The sequence below is a fragment of the Psychrobacter urativorans genome (assembly GCF_904846695.1).
In the GTDB taxonomy this organism is placed as follows: Bacteria; Pseudomonadota; Gammaproteobacteria; order Pseudomonadales; family Moraxellaceae; genus Psychrobacter; species Psychrobacter urativorans.
This window is the reverse complement of the sequence record NZ_CAJHBR010000005.1, coordinates 1-24,335: the sequence shown is the minus strand read 5'-3', so window position 1 is coordinate 24,335 and position 24,335 is coordinate 1. Positions and strand designations below refer to the sequence as shown.

Genomic DNA, 24,335 nt, shown 5'->3' with positions numbered 1-24,335 from the left:
TAGTCAGCAGCCAATCAACAATAATAACAGTAGTACCGCATGACTCAGTAGATAAGCTACTGGATTATGGTGTTTGTTAGCCCATTTATAGATCGTCAACTTATTCGTAGTGAGAACATACCATGACCTTAAATATTCGCTCTAATAACTATGCAAATAAGACCCTGTTAAAAACTACGGTTATGCATGTAGCTGTATTAGCACTAATGACTAGTGCTGTTATGGGCTGTAGCCGAGGCATTAAGCCCGTGGTCAATGATCCAGTAAAACTGGTACAGCTCGCGCAGCCTATTAGTGTCTTACAGCCAGTATTCATGGTAGATGTCGGCAATAAAAAAGCCAGTTCAAAGGATCCTTTGAGCTTACAAGTGGGCTATGATAATAATCAGATAGTTATCGCCTCACGCGGTGGTGACTTAGTAGGCTATAATGAGGCCGGACAGCGTTTATGGTCATTGAATGTCGATGATCAGATCGTGGGTGGGGTAGCATTAGACAGTTTTAGTCAGACGGCAGTTATTACTACACGTAGCGGAATGGTGATGGCCTTTGATAGTACTACAGGTGCTAAGCGCTGGCAGCAACAGCTAACTGGTACGGTATTAACCAAAGCCTTGATTAGTAATAACCGAGTTATTTTGTCGGCTAACGATGGCTTCTTACAAGGCTTGTCTTTACAGAATGGCCAGCCTGTTTGGAAGTTTGCCACCCAAGTTCCTGATATTAGCGTTCGTGGCACTGCTGCGCCTACCTTGTTAGATGATAAGACTGCACTGTTGGCAACTGCTGATGGTCGTTTGCATGCTATTACTGTTGATAATGGCTTGCCGCAGTGGTCACGTCGTATTGGTGTAGGTACTGGCAGTAGTGAAGTTGAACGTATGAGTGATGTCGATGGCAGTCCTATTGTCGATAACAACGAGTTATTCGCTATCAGCTATAGTGGTCAAGTTATCGGTATTGACTTGGCCTCAAAACAAGTTAAATTCGTTAATGAGTTAGCTAGCTTAAAATCTTTAGCGGTAAATAATCAGCAAGTTATCGGTACCAGTTTAACCGGTAAAATCGTCGCTTATGATCGCAGAAGTGGTGAGACACTATGGGAAAATGATGAGCTTGGCTATCGTAAATTGACTAACCCGGTGATGATAGGTAACTATATCGCTGTAGGTGATTTAGGTGGTGTAGTGCATTTAATTGACCCAGCCTCTGGTAAGATTGTCAGTCGTGTACAGACCAAAGGCGCGCTACAGACCTTACAAGTACAAGGCAGTCGCTTATTGACTCAAAGCGCTTCTGGGCAAGCTGCCATTTGGCAGTTAGCACGCTAAAGAGTCGGGCTGAACTTATTGGTTCAGCCCCTATTTATTAGCTTAGTTTGATCATAAAATTAGTATAAGATCCGCTAGTATTTAGCTTGGATTTGTATATTGATTTTATGGGTTTAGTTTACTAAAGCTTTATTAATTATTATCTATTTAAGTTTGTGACAATAGCCAGTCTAAGTACTGGTTTTATTGTCCTTTATTGCCTATCAGCGAGAGTAATGCATGAGTATCAAGCCTGTGGTTGCCTTAATCGGTCGCCCAAACGTCGGTAAATCTACCTTATTTAATCAATTCACTAAAAGTCGTCAGGCATTAGTTGCTGACCTTTCAGGTCTGACGCGTGATCGTCAGTATGGTGATGCTGAATATGAGGACAAAGCATTTATCGTAGTAGACACTGGTGGTATAGGTGAAGCTGATGATGGCAGTGGCAATATTGATGACTATATGTCTGAGCAGTCGCATACCGCTATTCACGAAGCTGACATTATAGTATTTGTAGTTGATGCAAGAGTGGGCATGATTGGTGCTGATGCAGAGATTGGCAAGTTTTTACATACTTTAGGCAAGCCAGTATATGTAGTGGCTAACAAAGTCGACGGCGCTCATGATTCAGCACCTGCTGAGTTTTATGCATTAGGCTTAGGTGAGCCCTATCCGATGGCTGCCAGTCATGGTCGCGGCGTTGGTAACTTATTAGAAGTTATTACCGCAGATATGCCAGAAAAAGAGTCTATAGTTGAGCCTCAAGGTTTGAAGCTGGCGATTATTGGTCGTCCAAACGTCGGTAAATCGACCCTAGTCAATCGTCTATTGGGCGAGGATCGAGTGGTAGTATTCGATATGCCAGGGACTACTCGTGACAGCATTTATATTCCTTATAAACGTGATGGCAAAGATTACGTGCTAATTGATACAGCAGGGGTACGTCGCCGTGGTAAGATCGATGAAAAAGTAGAAAAGTTCTCGGTAATTAAGACTCTACAAGCTATTGAAGATTCGAACGTGACAGTCATTGTCATCGATGCCCAAGAAGGTATTGTCGATCAAGATCTACATATGATTGGCTATGCCCTTGATGCGGGTCGAGCTTTAGTCGTTGCTATCAATAAATGGGATGGTTTGACTCAAGATCAAAAAGACTATATTAAAATTGAGATGGATCGTCGCTTTAACTTTATACCTTATGTAAAAGTGCATCTAATATCAGCATTACATGGAACTGGAGTAGGTAATCTATACCCTTCAATCCTACGTGCTTATAACTCTTCAATGTTCGAAGTGTCGACTAATCGCTTGACTCAAATCCTGCAAGATGCAGTAGCGGCCAATCCACCACCAGCGATTTCTGGACGTCGAATTAAATTGCGTTATGCGCATATCGGTGGTCACAACCCCCCAGTCATCGTTATCCACGGTAATCAGACGGGGTCACTACCTAAGAGCTATCAGCGTTATCTAGAAAACCAATTCCGTGAGGTCTTCAAGCTAGAAGGTACGCCGCTCAACGTAGTATTTAAGCTTAACGAAAATCCTTATTCTTCTAAAAGCGATACTCCGACTAAAGCCAAAGCGCAACAGCTACGCCAACGTGAACGTAACAGAGCACAAAAATTCACTACTCGTGAAAAAAAGAAGCGTTAATATTGCTATGTACTACTAACACTGCCATTTGCTAATAGCAGTGTTAGCTTATATAAAAAATAGCTTATATAAAAACCAGTTCATACAAAAAATTAGCTTATATAAAAATAACGGTGTAAAAAGTTAATCAGCAGTTTTAGATTAATGACTATTTTTATATGAGCTATTTATTCACTATAAAGAATTTTGAGGTGAGTAAAGGGACTAAGTATCAATGGTTATAAGTAAAAAAACCTTGAGTTGACTGGACAATATGGTTATAAACTCGATTAAGACACTGCCTAAGCTTATCTGGAACTCTCTGTTGCAGACTATAGTCTTGGCTGTTTTAGTCGGGTTTTTATTTTGTTACGTTTATGGTTTCGTTTATCATTATCAACAGCAGCGCATGCATGTGCAGCAGCTAGCTGAGCTATTGGCTAGAAGCGCTTCCAATGTTGATGGTGCTAATCTAGTAGCCAGCCAAGTCGGCGTCCTCCTAAACGAAGATTATAGCATTCAAAATATCGTTTTTTATTCTACCGATCATCCCATTAGTAGTCTTGACGAACTCGATGTAGAGCAGAACAGCAACGACTGGTATACCGCATTGTTTACCGATGCCATCAGTTTCAACAGAGCAGTGACTAGCGGTTACGCCTCTAAAAGTAACACGCAAGCGAGCAACGTTAATCTACCCCTCTCTACTCCAGCAGCCAATAGAGGAACTAGTGTTGAAAAAGCTAACAATCCGTTAGATAGGGCCTCAGTAAATACTAATACTTTAGTAGGCTATATTAATATTACCTTAGATATAAATAAACTACGTATGCAGTGGTTACGCAAAACTATTTTATTATGGTTACTGACTTTAACTTTAGTGGTCACTGCCATAGGCTTTATTTTTCGCAAGCTGCTGCGTACTACTGAAGACTTGGGTCAAATCGCTAATGTTTGTAATTTATTAGTTAATGACCCAAATCTTGAGCAGCTACTAGTCATTCAACAGCGTTTTGAGTTTCGCGAGTTTATTCATATCAAGCAGGCCTTTATTCTACTGTTTGAGCGTCTAAGACAGATGCAACGAGAGCATGAGGCGCTAGGGGATTTTGAACAACAGCTTCATCATAAAGAACGATCGCTTGAGGTTCAACGTAATAACTTTCAGAGTATGATCACTCATGAGCTTAAGACTTCACTTAATGCTATCTCCGGTGGCTTGCAGCTATTAGACAAGCATTACCTAAGCTATGACCAGCAAGATACTTTAGAGATTATTCGCAATGGTAGTGAGCATTTGGAGTCGACCTTAGAGCAAATTATTCAACTCAATAAAATTGAAAAAGGCCAAATAGTTGTTACTTTAGTGGTGTTTAATCCTTTGCTAATGATTGCCGATTTATTAGCAGAATTTGATCCTATTGCTCAGCAAAAAGGCATAGAGTTGCTTAGTCATATCCATCATATTGACTATAATCTTGAAGGGGATGCTAATAAGATTAAGCAAATATTGACTGCTGTTATTGACAATGCTATAAAATTCACCCAAAAGGGACGAGTTACTATTGAGTCGCAACTGACTCATTTCAATAATAGTATTCGCTGGCAACTCAAAATCAGTGATACCGGCATTGGTATTAATGCTAATTACATAGAGGATATATTTACCCCGTTTTTTCAGATTGATTCTTCAAGAACTCGAAAATATGAAGGGGTTGGCGTAGGTTTACCGGTCATAAAACAGCTGTTACAGCTCATTGATGCCTCGATTGAGGTCGATAGTGAGCTTGATAAAGGCAGCCAATTTGTAATCACTATCCCACTGCGTAATAAATATAAAAGCTGGCAGCACACCTTGCTAAAAGACTTAGAGATTATCTACTATTATGCTGATGAAAATGATCTTTTGGTTAAAGAGTTACAAGGGCTGGGTGCTACGGTAATCTCTAGAAAGTATGAGCAGCTCATGCTTGGAAATCTAGATGATATAAAAGTTGATATGGTAATGTTTGCAGAGGATATTCTACCGGAGAAGGTAGCGCAGCTAGCAAGGTTAATCCGAGGCGCTGAAACTAGCCATCGAGCTTTATTGATTTACTGGTGTCCCTCGCATAACAAGTATGACCTATATGACATTGAGCATGAGCTAAAAGTTGCTGGCATAGACTACTGTGAAGGCGCCACGCAGAACACTCAAAGACTTATTAAGATATTGAAGACGTGGATCGGAAGGACTTAGCGAATGATAGGAGAAATAGCCAATAAACGCCGTAACTGCTATCTTTGAATTCAACATATCCTAGTCCAAAGTAAAGGTGAGAACCATAAAAAGGCCACTTAATTTAAGTGGCCTTTTATGCAATGGCTATAATGACTTTAGGATAATAACTGCTAGTAAGCAAAACTAGCTGTTAAAATACGTTTTGTCCCCAACGTACGACATGCTGCCACATGCGACTAAAAAATCCTGCCTGTTCGATATCGCTAGTAGCAATGATAGGTACTGAGGCTACTGCTTTACCATCAATAACAGCCAGCATTTTACCTACTTCTTGACCCTTTTTAATAGGAGCTTCTAAACTATCAGGGATATCAACAACCGTAGTTATTTTATTTTTTTGAGTCTTGGTGGTTAGTACTTTTAAGGTGTCCCCAGTAGCCAACTCAATCTCTTTGGCTGCCCCGAACCATACTGGCAGCTTGCTAACGAACTGTCCTGCAGGCGCTTTGGTTACTGTAGTGAAGTGACCATAGCCCCAATTAAGCAACTCACGTGATTGATCAGCACGTTCTTGTTGGCTCTTAGTACCCATAATAACTGAAATTAGACGCATGCCATCACGGTTGCTTGAAGCGACTAAACAATAGCCTGCTGCATCAGTATGGCCAGTCTTTAAACCATCTACCGTGCTATCTGTGCTCAATAGCGCATTACGATTACCTTGAGTAATGCCATTATAAGTAAACTCTTTTTCGGAATAAATTTTATAGTAGTCGCCGCTGTTCTTGATAATGGCGCGCCCAAGCTTGGCCAAATCCAGTGCGGAGGCTTGATGACCTTCATCAGGCATACCTGTGGCATTAACAAAGTGAGTGTTGTCCATACCTAATTTTTTGGCTTGCTCATTCATTAGGGTGGCAAAAGAGGCTTCGCTACCAGCGATATGTTCAGCCATAGCCATTGAAGCATCATTACCTGATTGGATAATGATACCGCGCAGCATATCGATGACACTAGCGGTTTTGTTAACAGGTACATACATACAAGACTGGCTACTGCTGCCACGACACCAAGCGTTCTCGCTCATTAAAACCTGTTCGTCTTCGGTCAAGTCACCTGAAGCCAAGCGCTGTTCGATAATATAGCTGGTCATCATTTTGGTTAAGGAAGCGGGTGGTAGCGGCGTAGTAGCATTTTTTTGTGCTAAAATTTCGCCAGTATTATAATCCATCAATATATAGGCGGCATTTTCCATAGTAGGAGGGGTGATAGCCGCATTTACTGCTACTGATCCTAAAGAGACACTAATACCGACTACTAGTTGTACAAGCTGTTGTTTTACATACTTCACGGTCATAAACTGTTACACCACATTATGAGACTAAATTTGTCTAGCGCTATAGCTGCTACTATTAATAAAGCTAGTCACAGCAGATACTAGACATAGAATTAATATCTTAGCAATTTCACCATTAAGTAAATAGGCACAAATAAAAAAATATTCTCGCAGAGAATAATCTAAAAAGCCGCTGTCAGCAACAGATAACTGAGCTATTTAGGCATAATTAGCTATTGACTGGCAAACTAAAACCTTTCATCCACAAAAAAGCCTGCTGTGCAGCTCAGTGTATTGAGGCTGCAAACAGCAAGCTATAGTCAAATAATACAGGTATCGGATACAAAGTATCTGCTAATTTAGCGCAGCATCATAGTCTTTACTAAAATCAATCAGGTGCAATTGGTTTTATTAATACTTAAGAGTAGTACTCAAGATTAATACTTAAATGTCACTAAGCTATATCTCTAGTCTTAGTTCCTCTTAATTGCTCAAAGCTTTGGATGATGTAAGTATGGGTAGCCGACCGTGCTAGCTACTAGTGACTGTTAGTACTCTATAATTAATAGTCAATAGTCAATAGTCAATACTTAGTACTCTGCATTGGCTAAATCCTCACAGATAGACTTATTATCTTGCTTAGAAAAACTCATCGTCCAGCTACGAATACTTTGCAAAATCTGACGATAGTCTTGTTGAGTCGACAAGTACTGAATAGCCGCTTTTGGATCTTCTAATGAAGGCATCAGTTCATGCAACTGCACGTTGTATGATTTGTAAAAACGTTGCTTTTGATTGCCACTTAACATTGGTGGACATATTTCAGACAGTACTTGCATCACGGCTATTTCGTGCTTAGTGATGTTCATACCCGACATATCTAAGGGAATAGTAGTACTAGGGGCAGCAAAAGCAGTTGACGATAAAAGAGCCATACTAGTCATCAGGCCAGCCATACCAACTTTAGTTGCAGCATTAATCATAATATTTTTTGCAGGGGAAATTACCGCTAATATCGATTGATTGTTCATTCAGTATCACACTCGCTTTGCATTATTTGATGCTGTTATGGTAATAGGAATAAAAACAAAAGTCACATAAAATATTGACTGATGTGTAGATGTATTGTGACCTAAAGGCTATTTACAGCAACATAGCAGCAGCATGTATTAGTAAGTTGCTTGACCATTAACTAATAAGTTTATATTGTTAGTGCTTGTTGCCTAATGTAAGCCATTTACTGATAATATGCATCTACAATAACCACTGCTAGCGTCTTTATTAACTTAGTAGGACGCCTAAATCAGTCTTTTGTAAGTTATATAAGGCAATATTTCCAATGTCTGCTCTAAAATTTTAGTAAGGTTAAGCAGGGCATTTGTCCAAGCAATAGTTTTTATGAGCCGTGCCTATTCTTTTGTGAGTAGTCGCTATTAATGGATAATCACCATCCATGACAGTGCTAGCAGCCAGTAGCTAACCCTTGTCAAAGTTAAGTAGTTCAGGTTAAATTATTAGGGCTAGCAGTTAAATAGACAGCTAGCAGTTAAACAGAAAAATATAAGTATATTGAGCTGATATGAAGTTTTTGATTAGTAATGATGATGGAGTACAAGCTCCCGGTCTATTAGCATTATATGGTGAGTTATCTAAGATAGGTGAGGTCATTGTAATAGCTCCTGATAGCGAGCAAAGTGGCTGCGCTAGTGCGCTACATATCTCGCAGCCGCTATATACACAGACTTTACAGTCAGGATTTATAGCCGTTAATGGTACTCCTGCTGACTGCATATATTTGGGCTTGCATGAGCTATACCGTAACAGCCGTTTTGATTGTGTGATCACTGGGATTAATTCAGGAGCCAATTTAGGCCAAGATGTATTATTTTCGGGCACTTTTGGCGCGGCATTAACCGCACAGCTGTTCGGTGTCCCTGCTATTGCCACCTCACTAGTAAGCGCTAGCAATGACAGTGATTATCAGCTGGCAGCCGAGCAAATTGTCAAACTAATCACTGAGACAGACATACTCGAAACCATCAAAAGTTTGCCCTATCATGTATTAAACGTTAATATCCCTGATGTAAAGTGTGCAGCTGACATTAAAGGTCGCAAAATAACGTGTTTGGATCACAGTACTATCGCCAAACCTGTGCATCATATCGTCGACCCTCGTGGGCGTGATGCTTATTGGTTGTCTCTACGCAAAGAAGCTAAGTCTGCCTCTAAGGCCTTAGATTTGCAATCGGTAGGGAGCATAGTAGAACTTACGGCTATCGATCTATCAACTGCTAAAAATCAGCGCTTGAATAACCAATGCCTTATCAATACTGTTACTGATGTTGAAGCGATAGCTGATGGTTTTATCAGCTTATCTCCGGTCAAATTGCATCATACTCCGAGCTCAGCTTTAGATAAGCTGTCAGCATTGATACTGTAAGTTTGGCTCTACAACTCATTATCATAATTGAAATTTAGATTTTGTTAAGGCATTTTGATAGGGTTTTTTTATATCGTGTTATAACAATATTTAGATCCGCAAAAATATTAATAGCACTAGCTTGTCGCTAAAGTAGTTTGTAGCTGATGGCAGGGCAAAGATAATTAAGCTTACTGCTATTTAGAATTGAAAAGATTGATAAAGGATAGGATTTAAGAACAACTATCTTAATACTAATATAAATATGGCTGGCTCGTCAGCAACCTCAGGTATAGACATTAGGAAACCTTGTATGAAAAAGATCACCTCTAAATCCTCATTAGTAACGGCAGCATTGGCAGGTACTTTGACCGTCACTATGCTAAGCATGGTGGGTTGTGCCACCAAGCCGACTTATCAGAATAATCAGTCAGGCCCGACCATTATTACTAATAACCAAGGCGTTCCCAATTATTATCTAGTTAAGCGTGGTGATACTGTCGGTCAGATAGCTGAGCGCTACCGTATGAGCTATCGCCAAATTGGGGCGTTGAATGGTTTGGACAGTAAATATACTATCTACACCGGACAGATGCTTAAGCTTTGGCAAGGCAACCAAGCTACCGCTAGCAATACTAATGCTAACAACAGCGGTCGTCAGCCTGTAAACAATACGCCAGCTTATAACACTCCAGCGCCAACGCCAGCTTATGAGAACACTGCTAATGCAACTTCGGACTATCAATATCCTACCCGTAACCAAGTGGTACGTAACTTCGATGCCTCAGTAGGTAATATGGGCATGTGGTTCGCTGGTAGAGTAGGCGATCCTGTAGTGGCTAGCCAAGGCGGTACGGTACTCTATTCTGGCAATGGGTTGGAGGAGTACGGCAACTTGATTATGATTCGTCATAGTAATAATTACATTACCGCTTATGCTCACAACACTGATTTGCTGGTCAAAGAGGGCGAGCAAGTACAAAGCGGACAGCGTATTGCCACTATGGGTAGCAGCGGTCAGACTAATCAAGTAGGTTTAGAGTTCCAAGTGCGCCTAAACGGTAGCCCTATCGATCCTCGTACAGTATTGGGGCGTTAACGCTAAGCGTTAGTTTATTTAGCTTGAATAAAACAGGCGGCTCAGCTTTATGTCTTACGTCAGCTATTATGCTATCAGCTACTATGCTAATAAATAGCCCGCATTATACTCGGTAATGACTAATAAAGCTGGTAGGCCGCGACTATTACTATCGACACGTATCGGGCACTTAACCGCAGCGCTACTGCTGTTTGCGCTGTTATATAGCCTAACTAATCACTATAGTGCTGCGCTGTTTGACTGCTGTTCTGAGCGTATACACTATGTAGCGACCAGCTTAGACAGTAGTCTGCCATTTGTTGCCGCCATGATCGTTCCTTATAGCTGGTCAATGATATTATTCATTGCCAGCTTTTTTATGGTGCGCACTCCTAGTCAACTGTCTTCGCTTAGCTCACGTCTGATACTTGCAACTTTGCTTGCTACGCTTATATTCTATTTATACCCTGCGCGCTTTTCTTTTGAGCGTCCCTTAACTACAGACTGGACTACAGTTGGCTATGCGGTGTTAGGAGCTGCTGATAAACCCTTCAATCAGCTGCCCTCGTTACATGTCAGTTATGCACTGCTGCTAGGCGTGTCGTTGTGGGAAGTGGTGGTTGGTCGCCAGTGGCTAGTGCTAAGCTATAAAGGTTTACTAGTGCTAGTTTGCTGTTTAATTATAGGGTCGACAGTATTTACTTACCAACATCATCTACTAGATATTATTGCAGGCATGCTATTGGCTGCTATCGTACTATTTATGGTTGACAGACAGCGCAGTGTATTAGTGCTTAAATATTTTGCCATCGCAATCAGCGGTTTTTTATTGTTGGCTATTACTGGATTCTTTATAGCTACTAATTTTAAGCAGCCCTTATTTGAGTACACTAGTCTAGTAGTGGCAGGGTATTGGCTGCTAAGCTTTATGTGTTTGGCTTGGGTTTATCAAAGCGCCGAGATAAATACTAATAGTAGCTATTTTATAAAAGATAACCGAGGTAAATTAACGCTAAGCACTTGGCTAACTTTTGTACCTTTGCTACTGGCTTATAGAGCAATGTCGAGCTTGAGCCAGCGTTATTATAGTTACCAGCACCCTGACAGAGTTGGTAGCACAGATTGGCAGCCAATAGGTAATAATACTTCTGTATCGGCAAGCGCGCGTTTATCATCGCCGTTATTCATCAAGGGTTTTCTCCCCAGCCAAGTAGCTGACTTAGCTGCACAACTAATCATCGTCGATCTAGCAGCAGAGGCTAGTAGTCACTTGTTAGCAATCAGGGCTATTGCTAATAATAGCGTGAAAAATGCGCCGCGAAGTACGCAATATAGCATCCATTATTTATATTGGCCCTTATTAGATCTACAACCCTTCAATGAGGCTGATGCGCTAGTATTAATAGGCTTGTTTGAGCAGCTAAATCAATTGCTGGCTGACAATCGCCACACCAATAAAGCACAAGCTGGTACTTCATTGACGCTAATAAACTTCCATTGTGTGATGGGGTTTTCGCGCAGCATTGCTATGCAAGTTCTGTATTTAGTATATTGTGATAAGCTAAGCTTAGAGAATTATCAAACTTGGATAAGGCAACACTATCCGCAGGCGCATCTGGCTAGCTCTTATTTACCTGAGTCGCTAATAACAGCGCTAAGCTGCGCTAAAAAACCTTAAAGCATACAGCTTGCAAAGCTTACAGCGCAAAATTTTAAACCTTAAAACAGTAAGGCAATAACTAATAATGACGGCATCCCTATTTAATATTCAAAGCTATCAGTATCCGCAAAACTTTGCTGATATCAAGCCTAAGTTGGCACGCTTAGAGCAAGCAATCAATAAGTTAGAAGCGAACCTTATTAAGGCTGAAGATGCTACTAATAGTCGTAGTGAAAGTCGCAGTGAAAGCCTTACTGAGCCGCTAAAAGTTGATTATGCTAGTGAGCTAAATCCCAATCAACTACTTGCCGCAACCACTATCGAGGGCAAAGTGTTAGTGATTGCTGGGGCAGGGTCAGGAAAGACTAAGACTTTAACTTATCGGACCAGTTACTTGCTGGAGAATGGGGTCGCTCCTAAAGAGATATTGCTGTTGACGTTCACTCGTAAAGCGGCTAACGAAATCAAAGGTCGAGCTAAAACTTTGCTGGCGAGTACAGCGGCAAGTAGCAACGCGCTTAACGATATCACTAGTGGCACTTTTCATTCATTCTGCAATAGATTACTACGCCAATACTCAGGACTACTCGGTATTAATCCGCGTTTTACTATCTTAGATACCGCCGATAGTGAGGATGCTATTGATCTTATTTATAAAGAAAAGAAATACCCAGCGCAGATTAAAAAGCAGGCCTTTCCACGCAAAAAGACCCTACAAAATATCTTTTCAAGCTCTAGAAATCGACGTATCCATATCAGTGAGTTAATAGAAAATAACTATCCAGATATAGCGATACATATTCCTATTATCGAGCAGTTAGCCGTTGACTTTCATCAGTACAAGCGAGCCAATCACTTGTATGATTTTGATGATATTATCAGTCAAGTGGTCAGTCATCTAAAAAATAATAGTAAGTTTCGCCAGCTGGTACAGCAGAATTATCGTTATGTGATGGTCGATGAATATCAAGATACTAATATTCCCCAAAAGCAGCTGATCGATCTTATTTGTGCGCCAGCCTCAGTATCCTTGATGGTGGTCGGTGATGACAATCAAAGCATCTATGCCTTTCGCGGGGCAAATTATGAGAATATCCTACTATTTGGTGAGACTTATCCAGAAGCTAAGCTGATCAAATTGGAGCAAAACTATCGCAGCACGCCAGCAGTTTTAGATTATATCAATGCCTTGTCAGCACAAATCACTTTAGGCTATCAAAAGCAATTATATTCTCAGATGGCTATAGTAGGACAAAAGCCTATTTTTAGCCGTCTGAGCGATGAAACTCGTGAAGCCAAATACATCGCTGATAAAATAATTGAGCACAAAGCAGATCACGACTATAACGATTACGCAGTACTGTGCCGGACCTCCTTTCAATCCAACTATGTACAGCTAGAATTTATGGAGCGTGGTATCCCTTTTATAGTGGTTGGTGGTATCAAGTTCGTTGAGAGACGTCATATCAAAGACGTATTGGCTTTTGTAAAGATACTCTATAACCCTAATGACACTATCGCTTGGCATCGAATTTTGACTTTGTTTCGAGGGGTAGGTGGGGTGACGGCGACTAAGCTTACTCAGGCAATTAATGCCGATAATAATTCTTTTGAGCCGTTGCGTGCACCCGTGTTTAGCAAAAAAAGCGCTCAGCTTGAATCTTTATATGCACTACTAAGCAAGGCCAGTCAGGCACAAGCGGTTGAGCAAGTCATTGAGGATATTCTAGAGTTTTATATTCCAGTACTAAAGACGCTTGAAGAGAATTGGCGTGAGCGCTCAGAGGACTTTCGGGTACTTAAAAATCTAGCAACTGAATACAGCAGCTTAGATAACTTTTTAGAAAACCTAGCGCTGGATCCGCCTAATGATTCGGTAGCGGCTATGGCGCAGTCTAAAGCTAGTGGTGAGGAGGATAACGATAAAGTCACTATCTCGACTATCCATAGCTCAAAAGGACTGGAGTGGCCAATAGTATTTGTCAATTCCTTAGTCGATGGCATAACGCCGCATCATCGCTCTTTAGATGATTTTGAGGAGTTAGAAGAGGAGCGCAAGCTGTTTTATGTGGCTTGTAGCCGGGCTAAGACGAGATTGTATCTAACCGCACCTGATTACTTTGCCAGCTATTCAGGTTACTTCGATAAGCCGTCAAGATTTATCGCAGAGTTGTCTGCCGATAAGGTTGAGATTGAAAGCAGCAAAAAACTGATAGTCGAGAGCGATGATCCGGTTTGGTGGTAAGCTGCCAAACCGGAGGTAGTTGATAAATAGCTAGGGCTAGACATAGCAAATAATTTGCACTCGAATAAGGTGCGACTTGTTTGCTACAGCATAGTTATAGCCTTCTGTATTTTTCTTTCAATCATCTGCTTGCTCATAGCTCTATTGGTTAGTTATTAGCGCATAGACCAGACGATATCCTGAATCGCCTGCGGTAGAAACATAATCTGCCTTTTCCCTTTCTAGCAGATTTATATCATAGTGCTTAGCATAGTAGGTTTCGAGTTGTGCTAGTGTCACTAAGAATGGCGGAGTATTTTTCTGGTTATTATGACGCTGCTTTTCGCCGTCATAAGCAAACGATAATAGAAGTTGGTTTGCGTTATTACTCAGCTGCATAATTTTCTGTGTATAGCGTGTACGCAAGTTTTCCGGCTCATTGTCTGGAAGGGCAACTAATGCCCCGCGGTCATAGAGGGCGTCTATTGGCCCAATATCAGCAGCACTTAAATCAAAAATATCACCAACCCAGATTTTGAGTGTTTGACCTAAGTGCTCAGTCTGATAACAAGTGAGGCTAGGAATAATTGGGTGGGGTGTTACTGTCGCTATCAAATCATTTTCAATAAAAAACTGCTCAACGGCTGTTGCTACTAACTCGACACCCACAACGTCAAAACCTTGTGTGATAAACCATAGCATATCTACGCTTTTACCGCATAAAGGCACGAAAACACGCCCATTTTTACGGGTGTTTAAGGTTTTAAAGTGCTGGGTGAGCATGAAATTTGGTTTTTTTTGAGTGAAGTTAGTTTGGTTGTTATGCCATGCATTCTGCCAAAATTCAGGATTCATAACTTCAACCTTATAGTTGTAGGTTTAAACTATCTATTATAACCTCAATGACCAACGGTCTGCGAAAATACATTAATCACTATCACACCGCTGATAATCAAGGCGATACCGATAATAGCGGGGGTATCGATGCTTTGTTTAAAGATTACAAGTCCTATGATCGCCGTCAACACAATACCTATACCGCCCCAAATCGCATAGGCGATACCTAAAGGTAGGGTTTTTAAAGTTTGAGTCAAAAAATAAAACGAAAAAACATAAAGGATAGCTGTTAATAAGGTAGGGACTAAGCGGGTGAACTGTTCTGACTTGACCAAAAAAGTTGTGCCTAGTACCTCAAAGATGATGGCCAGCATCAAAAATCCATAGCCGATTAAAACAGGGTTCATACAAGCATTGCTCCAGCTATTGTCTTAAAGATAATAATTACAGCGCTGCATTATCACTCATAAAGCCTAAACTGTCAGCCCTAGAGTGACTTCATTTATTTATCAGTAATTAACTCAACCATTGTTAAGTTTATCTATATTATGCTGGCTGAATATAGCTCTGTTTTTTATTGAACTAAAGCCTAGTCTCAATAGCAGCATACTAGGCTTTTACTACCTCAAATTTATTACAGATAAAATCGCTGCTTGCCTTACATTTAAAGGGCTCAAGCTATCAGCGTTAGCGGTGTATTTATTTTTAACAGTATATGAAATCATAGGGTTGAAGGGTGAAAAAGTAGACCTATAGAAGGGTTTTGAGGCTCTCGTATAAAGGTGTAAAAGTAGCTATAACAAAAAGTAACCCTTAACAAAAATATCTGTTAGATATAGGTTTATTAATTGCTAAGTACGCGTTACTATCACCATTGCATTTATAGCGGCTAATAGCTTTTTAAGCTTCAGTTTTCGTAGCGGTTATTAGTAGTTATATTTTAATCTTGATATCTATGGTTAGTACCTATTCTAAAAGGATTTGCTATGCGTTATGACGTTATTGTTATCGGTGCGGGTATGGTCGGCACTTCGGCTGCTTGGCATCTACAGAAAAATAATTCAAAAGTTCTGATGCTTGATAGAAAGCTGCCGGGACTTGAGACTTCATATGGTAATGCAGGTTTAATCCAGCGTGAAGCGATTCATACTCATCCTTTTCCGCGCCAGATTACTGAATTGGTCAGAGTTATGCCTAACCAAGGTACCGATATTCGCTATCGTATACCTGCTATCCTACGCTATCATCAAGCGCTATTGCAGTACTGGAAGTACTCAGCACCTGCCATAGTCAAACAGATAGAGAGCGAATGGCAAACGCTGATTGCCCATTGTACTAGTGAGCATCAGACTATGATCGAAGCATCTGGCGCTGATGAGCTAATTACTCGTGATGGCTGGCTGCAATTACATCGCTCAAAAGAGACCCTAAAGGTAGCTGCAGATACGGCTATCCTTGATCGTGAGCAAGGCGTTGAGCATAAAGTATTGAGTGTAGATGAGCTAAAAGCACTTGAACCTAATGCCAATTTTGATGGTTTCGTTGGCGCTATTCACTGGTTAAACTCTTGGCAAGTGTCTAACCCAAGTTTACTGGTTAAAGCTTATGCTAAAAACTTTGAGCAGATGCAAGGCGTTATCAAAGAAACCGATGTGACACAAATTATTCCCTTGGATAATGTTAATACTGACAATGTCGATACTGATGTTGATGTTGATGTTGATGCTGGCGGTAAAGGTTGGAAAGTGGTCACAACCATAGGTACTTTTTACAGCGATAACTTAGTTATCGCCGCTGGCCCTTGGTCAAATGAGCTGATCAAACCCCTCGGTTATAACTTACCGTTATTCCCAATGCGTGGCTATCATCAGCATTTTAAAGTCAGTGCTAAAAACACTATCCATCACAGTATGTTCGATATGGACAAAGGCTTTGTGATGGGGCCGATGCAACAAGGTATTCGTATTACTACGGGTGCTGAGATGACTACTATGGATGCGCCAAAGAACTTCGGTCAGCTAAAGACGGTATTGAAATTAGCACGTAAGATATTGCCATTAGATGAAGCTGTGGAAAGTGAAGCTTGGGCGGGTTCGCGTCCTTGTATGCCAGATATGAAACCGGTCATTGGCCCAGCTGGCAAGCATGATAAGTTATGGTTTGCTTTCGGTCATAGTCATCAAGGTTTTACTCTAGGACCTATCACTGGTCGTCTAGTAGAAGAGCTAATCCATGACAAGTCATTGACCGTTGATGTTGAGCCTTTTAACGCTCAGCGCTTCTGTAAAGCGTAACTTGTAAATGTAAATATGTTAAAATATTTCCTCAAAAATGTAAGGGAGCACTATAAGTCAACATAGTGCTCAGAAATAATACTAAAAAACATAGGGATATATCATGAAAAAGCTACATAGTAATGAACGAGCTAGCAAAATTGTCATCCACAATCAGACTATCTATCTAAGTGGTCAAGTTGGCAATGCTGAAGATGACATCCAAGCACAAACCTTGACTTGCCTAGAAAAAGTTGAAGCTTTGCTAACAGAAGTAGGTAGCGACAAATCAAAAATACTTTCTGCTACCGTTTGGATCAGCACTATGGATAACTTCGATGCTATGAACCAAGTATGGAACAAATGGTTCGAAGGCGTACAGCCACCAGCCCGTGCTTGCGGTGAGTCAGCACTAGCCCGCCCTGAGCTATTAGTAGAAGTTACAGTTATCGCAGCTGAGTAATGGCTTAGTTTTTAGCTTTACTAAGAATAAAAAGGACATCCTATAATTAGGGTGTCCTTTTTTATGTCTAAAGCTTTTAGCTAAAAAATCGTAGATTATTAACTAAGCCACGCTATACGGATTAGGGTAGGAGCTGCTGACCCAAATGCATACTAGCGGCGATATTCATAGCGGTTGCTTCGATATTAGCATAAGCATCCTTTAACACTTTATCAATAGGGTCTAGCCTTTGAATGCTGGGCATAACTACGTTGAACTGAGCTTGTTGCGCTGGCGCTAAAGTTTCAACGCTGCCACAAATAGCGATAATAGGAGTGGCATGAGCCTTAGCCAGTTGACTGATACCGCTAGCCACTTTACCCATAGCGGTTTGCGCATCAAGTTTGCCCTCGCCAGTGATCACTAAATCCGCTTTAGCGATTTGCGCCGCTAAAGTTACAGCGGTAGCTACTGTAGTAAATCCTGATTGCAACTGCGCGCCACAAAAGCTAATCAAGGCAAAGCCAAGGCCACCTGCAGCACCAGCTCCTGGTATATCCTGAGCCTGGTTTACCTTTGTTGCGAGGTCATCGTTAGACTGCTGATGGTGACAGAGCTTAACAAAGTGGCCTAAAGAGTTATCTAAGATCGCTACTTGCTGAGTATCAGCACCTTTTTGTGGGCCAAAAATAGCGCTAGCTCCTTGCTCGCCGCATAAGGGATTAGTCACATCGCAAGCCACTTCAAATACCGTGTTGACAATCTGTGCATGAAAAGCTGAGTCATCTATTCGTTGCAGCTTAGCTAATGATTCACCGCCTGCTGCTAATAACTGATCGTTACTATCATAAAACTTCATGCCTAAAGCGGTTAGCATACCGACCCCAGCATCATTAGTGGCGCTACCGCCTAAGCCAATGATAATACGCTTAGCCCCTTTGTTTAGGGCATCAGTAATCATTTCACCAACGCCATAGCTGCTAGTAAGCAAGGGGTTTCTTTCTGCTATTGCCAATAAATGCAGACCACAAGCTTGGGCGATTTCTATCACCGCTGTCGCATCGGGCAGTAGTAAATATCTAGCACTGATAGGGCGCATTAAGGGGTCATGGACGGTCACTTGCTGCCAATCACCACCAAGGGCGTAAGACAATACTTCGCAAGTACCTTCGCCACCATCGGCCATTGGTAGCAGGGTGTAATCAGCATCAGGAAATACTTGCGTGAAGCCCGACTTGATGGCGTGACATACTTCTAAAGCAGTTAAGCTTTCTTTAAATGAATCAGGGGCAATAAGGATATTCATTGGCGTCTCTTAAACTATTTATTGCAAAGTCACAGTCGATATAGCGGCTGCTGTTACTATTTAGCTTAGCTTAGCTCTATTAAAATTATTGCTATAAAAAGCATTTAATAAAACTCATTAAATAAAACCCATTAGATAAAGACTAAGGTTAATAGCCAGATAAAGATAATACTAGTCACCCCTTGGATACCTGTAGCCACTGAGTGAGCTTTATACGCTTGTGCCACACTCATACGACTAAATTGGCTCACAATCCAAAAGAAACTATCGTTGGCGTGGGAGATAGTCATTGCCCCGGCACCGATAGCCATGACACAAAAAACACGGCCAAGTTCGCTATCAAGTCCAATCTGTCCTAACAGCGGTGCTACCATCGCTGAAGTGGTGACTAAAGCTACGGTAGTCGAACCTTGAGCAGTTTTTAGTGCTGCTGAGACGATGAATGGCATAAATATACCTAATCCTAAGGCGGATAATGTAGTGCCTAAGTAGTCGCCTATCGGCGTGACTTTTAACATCGCACCGAATGCACCGCCAGCCCCAGTGATTAATAAAATAGGAGCCGCTACTACTAAACCTTGTGAGATAGCATCGCTCACTTGCTGAGTTTTGTCATTGCCCTCTATTAGCAGAAACGATAAAAACAAACCAATAAGTAGCGCTGTTAATGGGTTACCAATGAATATCAGCAGCTCAGCCATTAAACCGCCGCCTAAAGGCGCTGTAGGAAAGTTAGCAAAAGACGATAAACATATCAACACTATAGGGACTATGATAGGTAAAAAAGCCATAGTTGCTGAGGGTAGCTTATTATAATCTTCACGAGATTTCATGTTTGCGGGTAGGGCAACAGCCGCTACATTGTCAGCATCTATATTGTCTGGTTCAACATTAAGAAAGCGATTGGACCAAAGCCAACCTGCCAGCACAGCAACAGTAGTGACCACGATGCCCACCATGATGACTAAGCCTAAGTTCGACTCTAATCCCAAGTTGCCAGCAGCAGCAATAGGACCTGGGGTAGGAGGGACGAACGTATGAGTGGCATATAGACCTGTTGCCAAAGCAATACTCATTGCTACACTAGATACTTTTAAGCGCTCTGCCAACGACTCTTTTAACGAGTTTAAGATCACAAAACCTGAATCACAAAACACAGGAATCGACACTACGGCCCCAACGATAGACATAGTCAAAGTAGGGAAGCGTGGTCCTAACAAATTAATAACCGTTTCGGCCATTACAATCGCTGCACCAGTCTTCTCTAAGATCAGTCCGATGATAGTGCCGAATACTATAACTAGACCAATATATCCTAAAATACCACCAAAACCATCAGCAATAGTTTTAGCCACTGAATCAAGAGGAACTTGATAAAATAACGCTACTAAAAAAGCTGACAATATCAGCACTAAAAAAGGATGCCACTTCAGTTTTGCAGTAGCAAAAATAATAAAAAGTATGGTCAATACAAGCCAAAATACTATCATCACAATCTCTATAAAATTACGGTTGTCGTTAGCTAGGAAAGCTAACGTATTTAGTTATACAGCGACGCTTCGCCGATTTTAAATGGCCTATTTTATAGTACATGACAGTAGCTAGGAAATGATATTTATATAGTGGTTTCTGCTACCATAGGCAGCTATTTATTTACCTCATTATTAGGATCAATCATTGACCACATTTAATATCCCTAAGATTGCCAATATCGCTGACCCGCAATTACAGCAGCAGCTCCAACACATTATCGATAATAAAACTAAGCCACTAGGCGCACTAGGTAGATTGGAGACGCTAGGCTTACAGTTAGGACTGATTCAAGGGTCGACTACGCCTATTATAGAGCAGCCACAGATTCGGGTCTTCGCCGCTGATCATGGCTTGACCAAACATGGTACTTCAGCCTTCCCAAGTAGCGTTACCGCGCAGATGGTACTTAACTTTTTACAAGGCGGTGCGGCTATTAATGTGCTGGCGCGTCAGCATAATATCGAGCTAAAAGTTGTCGATGCTGGCGTTGCTACTGATTTTGACAGCACGTACTTTACTAGTCATTTTGAACTTGAAAACCATCCGCAGCTGCTCGATTATAAAGTTCGTCACGGTAGCCGTGATGCCCTGACTGAACCTGCCATGACTGATGAAGAGTGCACGCTGGCCCTTAATAACGGCATGGCGGTTGCCCAGCAGCTCACTGGCAACTTATTAATAGTGGGTGAGATGGGTATTGGCAATACCTCAGCGGCAAGTATGCTATTAGCCAGATTAGGTGAGCTACCGATTGGCGACTGTATAGGCCGTGGTACTGGGCTTGATGATACGGGCCTGCAGCATAAACAGTCTATTTTAAGCCAAGTATTGCAGCGTCATAGCACTGCGTTATCGCCACTAGCAGCATTAGCAGCATTAGGCGGTCTTGAGATTGCAATGATGGTAGGGGCGCTGATACAAGCAGCTAGTGATAGACGGATATTACTGATTGATGGTTTTATCGCTAGTGTCGCCTTGTTAGTCGCTGAACGCTTAGCGCCAGGAGTGTTGCAATATGCGGTATTTGCCCATCATTCAGTCGAGCCAGGACATAGCCATTTGCTTAAGCTATTAAACGCTGAGCCGCTGTTAACTATGCAAATGCGTTTGGGAGAGGGTAGTGGTGCGGCATTAGCTTATCCGCTAATGCAATCAGCCTGCGCTATCATCAATGAGATGGCCAGCTTTAGCGATGCCGGTATTAGTGAAAAAACCAGCCCTAAAAGCACTAGTGAAAGCCAGAGCCCAAGTAAAAACAGTAGCGAGCACACTCACTGATGGCATCGATACTAAGCCGTATTGGCTATGAAGCACGCTTGATATTAGTGGCGGTGCAATTTTTGACTCGTATACCTGTGCCTTCATTCGCTCATTATGATCCACAGTGGCTGCATCAAAGCAGTCGCCATTTTCCTGCAGTGGGGCTGTTGGTAGGGGTGCTCTGTGCTGGCGTATTTTGGCTGGCAAGTCTACTGTTTAATCCGTTAGTGGCAGCAACAGTGAGTAGTGTTTTTGGTATCAAGCTAACTGGTGCCTTTCATGAAGACGGTTTAGCCGATACTTGTGATGGTCTCGGCGGTGGTCTGACTCGTGAGCGTACTCTGACGATTATGAAAGACTCGCGTTTAGGCACTTATGGGACTTTAGGTTTAGTCTCAGCACTGTTGCTCAAGATTACTTTACTGGCGGCTATGCCCGTATCAGTAGCCATAGTGGCGCTGATAATCGCTCATAGTGCTTCACGCCTGTTATGTACTAGCCTTATAGCACTGCTGCCTTATGGTGGTGAAGTAGAACATGCCAAAGCTAAGCCTATGGCGCAACAATTGACTTTAGCTCAAGGTTTTTTAGCTAGCGGTTGGCTATTATTAGGCATAATTTTAGTGCTGCTAGTCTTCCCTAGAGCAGTGCAGCTGATCAGTATTTGGCAAGCTTTACTGGCGCTACTGTTGGCTTTGATTGCTACTGACTACATGCGTCGATTATTACGTCGCCGTCTAGATGGCTATACTGGTGATGGGTTAGGGGCTACGCAGCAGCTGAGTGAAGTGGCAATCTATGCAGGGCTTGCAGCAACACTACCTTTTATTTAAGGGTGCGATTAGTAGCTTGCAGTTTATTATCTTGTAACTCAGTAGCTTGCCATTTAGCACTGTTAATTTAGCACTGTTAGTTTAGCGATGTTAGTTTAGCGCTAAGCTTTGCCGCTATTGGTTATGCAAAACTATTGAAGACTATTGAAGACTGGGAGACGTTTATGCCTCTATTATATATCTGGCGACATCCAAAACCGTTAGCCGCTGCTGGTATATGTTTTGGACAGACTGATATGGCTGTTGATAAACGTAAGCTTAAGCGCCTTGCCAATCAAATTCAGCGTTATGTGCGCCGGCAGCAATTGCCAAAAGTGATATGGGTTAGCCCTTTGCAACGTTCATTGATAGTGGGTCAGTTACTAGTACAGCACGGCTTTGAGTGTTATATAGCGCCTGAGCTTATTGAGATTGACTTTGGCGATTGGGAAAATCTTCCTTGGCAGCAAATCGCTAAGCAACAGATAGATGACTGGTGCAACAATTTTGCGCACTTTGCCCCTGATAATGGCGAAAGCTTGCAACAGTTTTTTACTCGTGTAGAAGGCTGGCTAAAGGCCAAAATGACGGATAAGCCAATACTAGCCGTAGGTCATTCTGGCTGGATTAATGCGGCCAAAATGATTAATGCGGGACAACCAGTACCACAAATAGCTGCGGATTGGCCTCGCTCACTTACTTATGGAGAGCTTACTGTGCTGGAATTTATAATGTAGTTTAGCTTAGCGGCTTTTATTAGTGAATATTATAGTTTTAAAATTACATTCATTTAGACGAATTTATGGTTATTATTAGCCAATTCGTCTTTTTTTTGTCAAAAAAAAATACAAGGATTATGGTTAATTATGTAAAGAATATTGACTCGATTTTATATTGAATTAACAGCTCATTAGCTGTTACGACTGTTTGGCTGATGTATGAAATTAGTTAGAGTAACTAATAACTGTATTTTTATATATTCATATAAGTCGAAGAATAAATTATATTATCAAATTTAATTAAAAATATTCTTAATTTACTTCGAAAAGTAGGGTTTTTATTATGATGTCTAACTTAATAAGATAATTATTACCGCTAATGATTTAGTTTCATTTTTTAGTTTAAATACTAATAAGTTAATTTAATTTTTCAGCTCCAATACTAATAATATAAGTCTTATTATAAAATAAATTCATAATAAAAAAGTTTTCATTAATATCTTTCTTCTTGGCTAAATATCTATCTAACTAATTATTTTACTTGATTTGGTTGTACGTAAAATAGACTAATGAATAATTCCTGAAAGTTTTGGTATCGATTTTAAATTGAATCGTATAACGATATTGACTAGAGTTCCTCTACAATATCGTCTTCTATTTATCCTTAGACCCTAGTACTTATAAACGCTATATATACTGTAAGATTATAATCTTAGTTCCAAAAGCGAATAAGCTAAGTTCAAAATTCAGGTATCAGAGTTATAATATCACCCTTCAACTATATATCTAAGATAGTCGTCAAAAGTCTATAGAAATAAAATATATTATCCTAAATATAAAAAAATTAATGTTGAATCTTTAAAATAAGCATTGTTATTTTTGTTACAGAACAATTAAATTAAATTGTAATTCTGTTGCTTTTTTCTATTGAGTTTCTTATATAAAAAAAGTTAATATTATCCCGCTCCTAAGTTATTAATCTTCTTGAGAGTTAATACCATTCAATAAAAAAAGATTAACAACGATAATAATCTATGGAGATTAATCATGAAGAAAATAACTTTAGCGGCGTCTGTAGTATAGTCACCTGACTTCAAAAATGTTATAGAATGAGTCAACTAAACGATTATTACTATAAATGACCATGACTTACTCCCTAGATTATCGCAAACAAGTCCTGAAAAGCTTAGATGAGGGTATGACCTTTGCTGAAGCTGCTGTTTTCTATGATATCAGTCCTACGACTATCCAGAAGTGGAAAAAG

The 24,335-nt window shown here is 40.9% G+C and carries 19 protein-coding genes; 13 read left to right on the top strand and 6 right to left on the bottom strand.

Annotated elements, in window-relative coordinates; translation table 11 throughout:
* Window positions 1-122: 122 nt before the first annotated feature.
* From bamB to JMY09_RS05205, 3 genes are all read left to right on the top strand, one after another.
* On the top strand, window positions 123-1,331 hold the full coding sequence (gene bamB, locus JMY09_RS05215; RefSeq protein ID WP_201622548.1) for an outer membrane protein assembly factor BamB: 1,209 nt from the start codon (window positions 123-125) through the stop codon (window positions 1,329-1,331).
* Between the two features lie 219 nt (window positions 1,332-1,550).
* Window positions 1,551-2,972: a ribosome biogenesis GTPase Der gene (gene der / locus JMY09_RS05210; protein ID WP_201622547.1), complete on the top strand. Its 1,422-nt coding sequence runs from the start codon at window positions 1,551-1,553 to the stop codon at window positions 2,970-2,972.
* A 253-nt stretch (window positions 2,973-3,225) separates the two neighbouring features.
* Window positions 3,226-5,190, top strand: coding sequence for a sensor histidine kinase (locus JMY09_RS05205; protein WP_201622546.1), 1,965 nt, complete (start codon window positions 3,226-3,228; stop codon window positions 5,188-5,190).
* A 172-nt stretch (window positions 5,191-5,362) separates the two neighbouring features.
* Here JMY09_RS05205 and JMY09_RS05200 read toward each other — a convergent pair whose 3' ends face one another.
* Together JMY09_RS05200 and JMY09_RS05195 are read right to left on the bottom strand one after the other, a co-directional pair.
* Window positions 5,363-6,529, bottom strand: coding sequence for a D-alanyl-D-alanine carboxypeptidase family protein (locus JMY09_RS05200; protein WP_201622545.1), 1,167 nt, complete (start codon window positions 6,527-6,529; stop codon window positions 5,363-5,365).
* A 569-nt stretch (window positions 6,530-7,098) separates the two neighbouring features.
* Window positions 7,099-7,539 (bottom strand): MCR_0457 family protein, encoded by a 441-nt coding sequence (locus JMY09_RS05195; protein WP_201622544.1) that lies wholly within the window; start codon window positions 7,537-7,539, stop codon window positions 7,099-7,101.
* A gap of 548 nt (window positions 7,540-8,087) precedes the next feature.
* Between JMY09_RS05195 and surE the strand changes: the two genes are divergently transcribed.
* The 4 genes from surE to JMY09_RS05175 all read left to right on the top strand — a co-directional run bounded on the left by surE (window position 8,088) and on the right by JMY09_RS05175 (window position 13,910).
* Entirely contained in the window at window positions 8,088-8,948 is an 861-nt protein-coding gene (surE, locus tag JMY09_RS05190; protein WP_201622543.1) for a 5'/3'-nucleotidase SurE, read from the top strand.
* Window positions 8,949-9,240: 292 nt separating this feature from the next.
* A complete protein-coding gene (locus JMY09_RS05185; RefSeq protein ID WP_201622542.1) occupies window positions 9,241-10,026 on the top strand; it encodes a peptidoglycan DD-metalloendopeptidase family protein in 786 nt (261 codons plus the stop codon).
* Window positions 10,027-10,141: 115 nt separating this feature from the next.
* Complete coding sequence (locus JMY09_RS05180) at window positions 10,142-11,683, top strand: phosphatase PAP2 family protein (RefSeq protein WP_201622541.1); 1,542 nt, start codon at window positions 10,142-10,144, stop codon at window positions 11,681-11,683.
* Between the two features lie 67 nt (window positions 11,684-11,750).
* On the top strand, window positions 11,751-13,910 hold the full coding sequence (locus tag JMY09_RS05175) for an ATP-dependent helicase (protein WP_201622540.1): 2,160 nt from the start codon (window positions 11,751-11,753) through the stop codon (window positions 13,908-13,910).
* A 141-nt stretch (window positions 13,911-14,051) separates the two neighbouring features.
* Here JMY09_RS05175 and JMY09_RS05170 read toward each other — a convergent pair whose 3' ends face one another.
* Both JMY09_RS05170 and JMY09_RS05165 read right to left on the bottom strand, forming a co-directional pair.
* Entirely contained in the window at window positions 14,052-14,744 is a 693-nt protein-coding gene (locus JMY09_RS05170) for a class I SAM-dependent methyltransferase (protein ID WP_201622539.1), read from the bottom strand.
* Between the two features lie 44 nt (window positions 14,745-14,788).
* Window positions 14,789-15,133 carry a DMT family transporter gene (locus JMY09_RS05165; protein ID WP_201622538.1) on the bottom strand — a complete coding sequence of 115 codons (345 nt, stop codon included), beginning with the start codon at window positions 15,131-15,133 and terminating at the stop codon, window positions 14,789-14,791.
* A gap of 579 nt (window positions 15,134-15,712) precedes the next feature.
* Here JMY09_RS05165 and JMY09_RS05160 point away from each other — a divergent pair.
* Window positions 15,713-17,020, top strand: a complete 1,308-nt coding sequence (locus JMY09_RS05160; RefSeq protein WP_201622537.1) for an NAD(P)/FAD-dependent oxidoreductase — start codon at window positions 15,713-15,715, stop codon at window positions 17,018-17,020.
* 103 nt (window positions 17,021-17,123) lie between these two features.
* Complete coding sequence (locus JMY09_RS05155) at window positions 17,124-17,462, top strand: RidA family protein (RefSeq protein ID WP_201622536.1); 339 nt, start codon at window positions 17,124-17,126, stop codon at window positions 17,460-17,462.
* A 121-nt stretch (window positions 17,463-17,583) separates the two neighbouring features.
* On the opposite strand, the gene JMY09_RS05150 is transcribed toward JMY09_RS05155, so the two are convergent.
* Together JMY09_RS05150 and JMY09_RS05145 are read right to left on the bottom strand one after the other, a co-directional pair.
* Window positions 17,584-18,747, bottom strand: coding sequence for a glycerate kinase (locus JMY09_RS05150; RefSeq protein ID WP_201622535.1), 1,164 nt, complete (start codon window positions 18,745-18,747; stop codon window positions 17,584-17,586).
* 131 nt (window positions 18,748-18,878) lie between these two features.
* Entirely contained in the window at window positions 18,879-20,237 is a 1,359-nt protein-coding gene (locus tag JMY09_RS05145) for a GntP family permease (protein ID WP_201622534.1), read from the bottom strand.
* A 187-nt stretch (window positions 20,238-20,424) separates the two neighbouring features.
* On the opposite strand from JMY09_RS05145, the gene cobT reads away from it, so the two are divergent.
* From cobT to JMY09_RS05125, 4 genes are all read left to right on the top strand, one after another.
* Window positions 20,425-21,558 (top strand): nicotinate-nucleotide--dimethylbenzimidazole phosphoribosyltransferase, encoded by a 1,134-nt coding sequence (gene cobT, locus JMY09_RS05140; protein WP_201622533.1) that lies wholly within the window; start codon window positions 20,425-20,427, stop codon window positions 21,556-21,558.
* Window positions 21,558-22,373 (top strand): adenosylcobinamide-GDP ribazoletransferase, encoded by an 816-nt coding sequence (gene cobS / locus JMY09_RS05135; RefSeq protein WP_201622532.1) that lies wholly within the window; start codon window positions 21,558-21,560, stop codon window positions 22,371-22,373. Before cobT ends, cobS begins: the two co-directional genes overlap by 1 nt.
* Window positions 22,374-22,537: 164 nt before the next feature.
* The gene (locus JMY09_RS05130; protein WP_201622531.1) at window positions 22,538-23,089 is read left to right on the top strand and encodes a histidine phosphatase family protein; all 552 of its coding nucleotides are present in this window, start codon (window positions 22,538-22,540) and stop codon (window positions 23,087-23,089) included.
* A gap of 1,120 nt (window positions 23,090-24,209) precedes the next feature.
* On the top strand, window positions 24,210-24,335 hold a 126-nt coding region (locus JMY09_RS05125), incomplete at its 3' end, for a helix-turn-helix domain-containing protein (protein WP_320157829.1).

Bases quoted from the DNA above. Each gene is read 5' to 3' on its own strand.
- bamB (WP_201622548.1), top strand. From the start codon at position 123: ATGACCTTAAATATTCGCTCTAATAACTATGCAAATAAGACCCTGTTA.
- der (WP_201622547.1), top strand. From the start codon at position 1,551: ATGAGTATCAAGCCTGTGGTTGCCTTAATCGGTCGCCCAAACGTCGGT.
- JMY09_RS05205 (WP_201622546.1), top strand. From the start codon at position 3,226: ATGGTTATAAACTCGATTAAGACACTGCCTAAGCTTATCTGGAACTCT.
- JMY09_RS05200 (WP_201622545.1), bottom strand. From the start codon at position 6,529: ATGACCGTGAAGTATGTAAAACAACAGCTTGTACAACTAGTAGTCGGT.
- JMY09_RS05195 (WP_201622544.1), bottom strand. From the start codon at position 7,539: ATGAACAATCAATCGATATTAGCGGTAATTTCCCCTGCAAAAAATATT.
- surE (WP_201622543.1), top strand. From the start codon at position 8,088: ATGAAGTTTTTGATTAGTAATGATGATGGAGTACAAGCTCCCGGTCTA.
- JMY09_RS05185 (WP_201622542.1), top strand. From the start codon at position 9,241: ATGAAAAAGATCACCTCTAAATCCTCATTAGTAACGGCAGCATTGGCA.
- JMY09_RS05180 (WP_201622541.1), top strand. From the start codon at position 10,142: ATGACTAATAAAGCTGGTAGGCCGCGACTATTACTATCGACACGTATC.
- JMY09_RS05175 (WP_201622540.1), top strand. From the start codon at position 11,751: ATGACGGCATCCCTATTTAATATTCAAAGCTATCAGTATCCGCAAAAC.
- JMY09_RS05170 (WP_201622539.1), bottom strand. From the start codon at position 14,744: ATGAATCCTGAATTTTGGCAGAATGCATGGCATAACAACCAAACTAAC.
- JMY09_RS05165 (WP_201622538.1), bottom strand. From the start codon at position 15,133: ATGAACCCTGTTTTAATCGGCTATGGATTTTTGATGCTGGCCATCATC.
- JMY09_RS05160 (WP_201622537.1), top strand. From the start codon at position 15,713: ATGCGTTATGACGTTATTGTTATCGGTGCGGGTATGGTCGGCACTTCG.
- JMY09_RS05155 (WP_201622536.1), top strand. From the start codon at position 17,124: ATGAAAAAGCTACATAGTAATGAACGAGCTAGCAAAATTGTCATCCAC.
- JMY09_RS05150 (WP_201622535.1), bottom strand. From the start codon at position 18,747: ATGAATATCCTTATTGCCCCTGATTCATTTAAAGAAAGCTTAACTGCT.
- JMY09_RS05145 (WP_201622534.1), bottom strand. From the start codon at position 20,237: ATGATAGTATTTTGGCTTGTATTGACCATACTTTTTATTATTTTTGCT.
- cobS (WP_201622532.1), top strand. From the start codon at position 21,558: ATGGCATCGATACTAAGCCGTATTGGCTATGAAGCACGCTTGATATTA.
- JMY09_RS05130 (WP_201622531.1), top strand. From the start codon at position 22,538: ATGCCTCTATTATATATCTGGCGACATCCAAAACCGTTAGCCGCTGCT.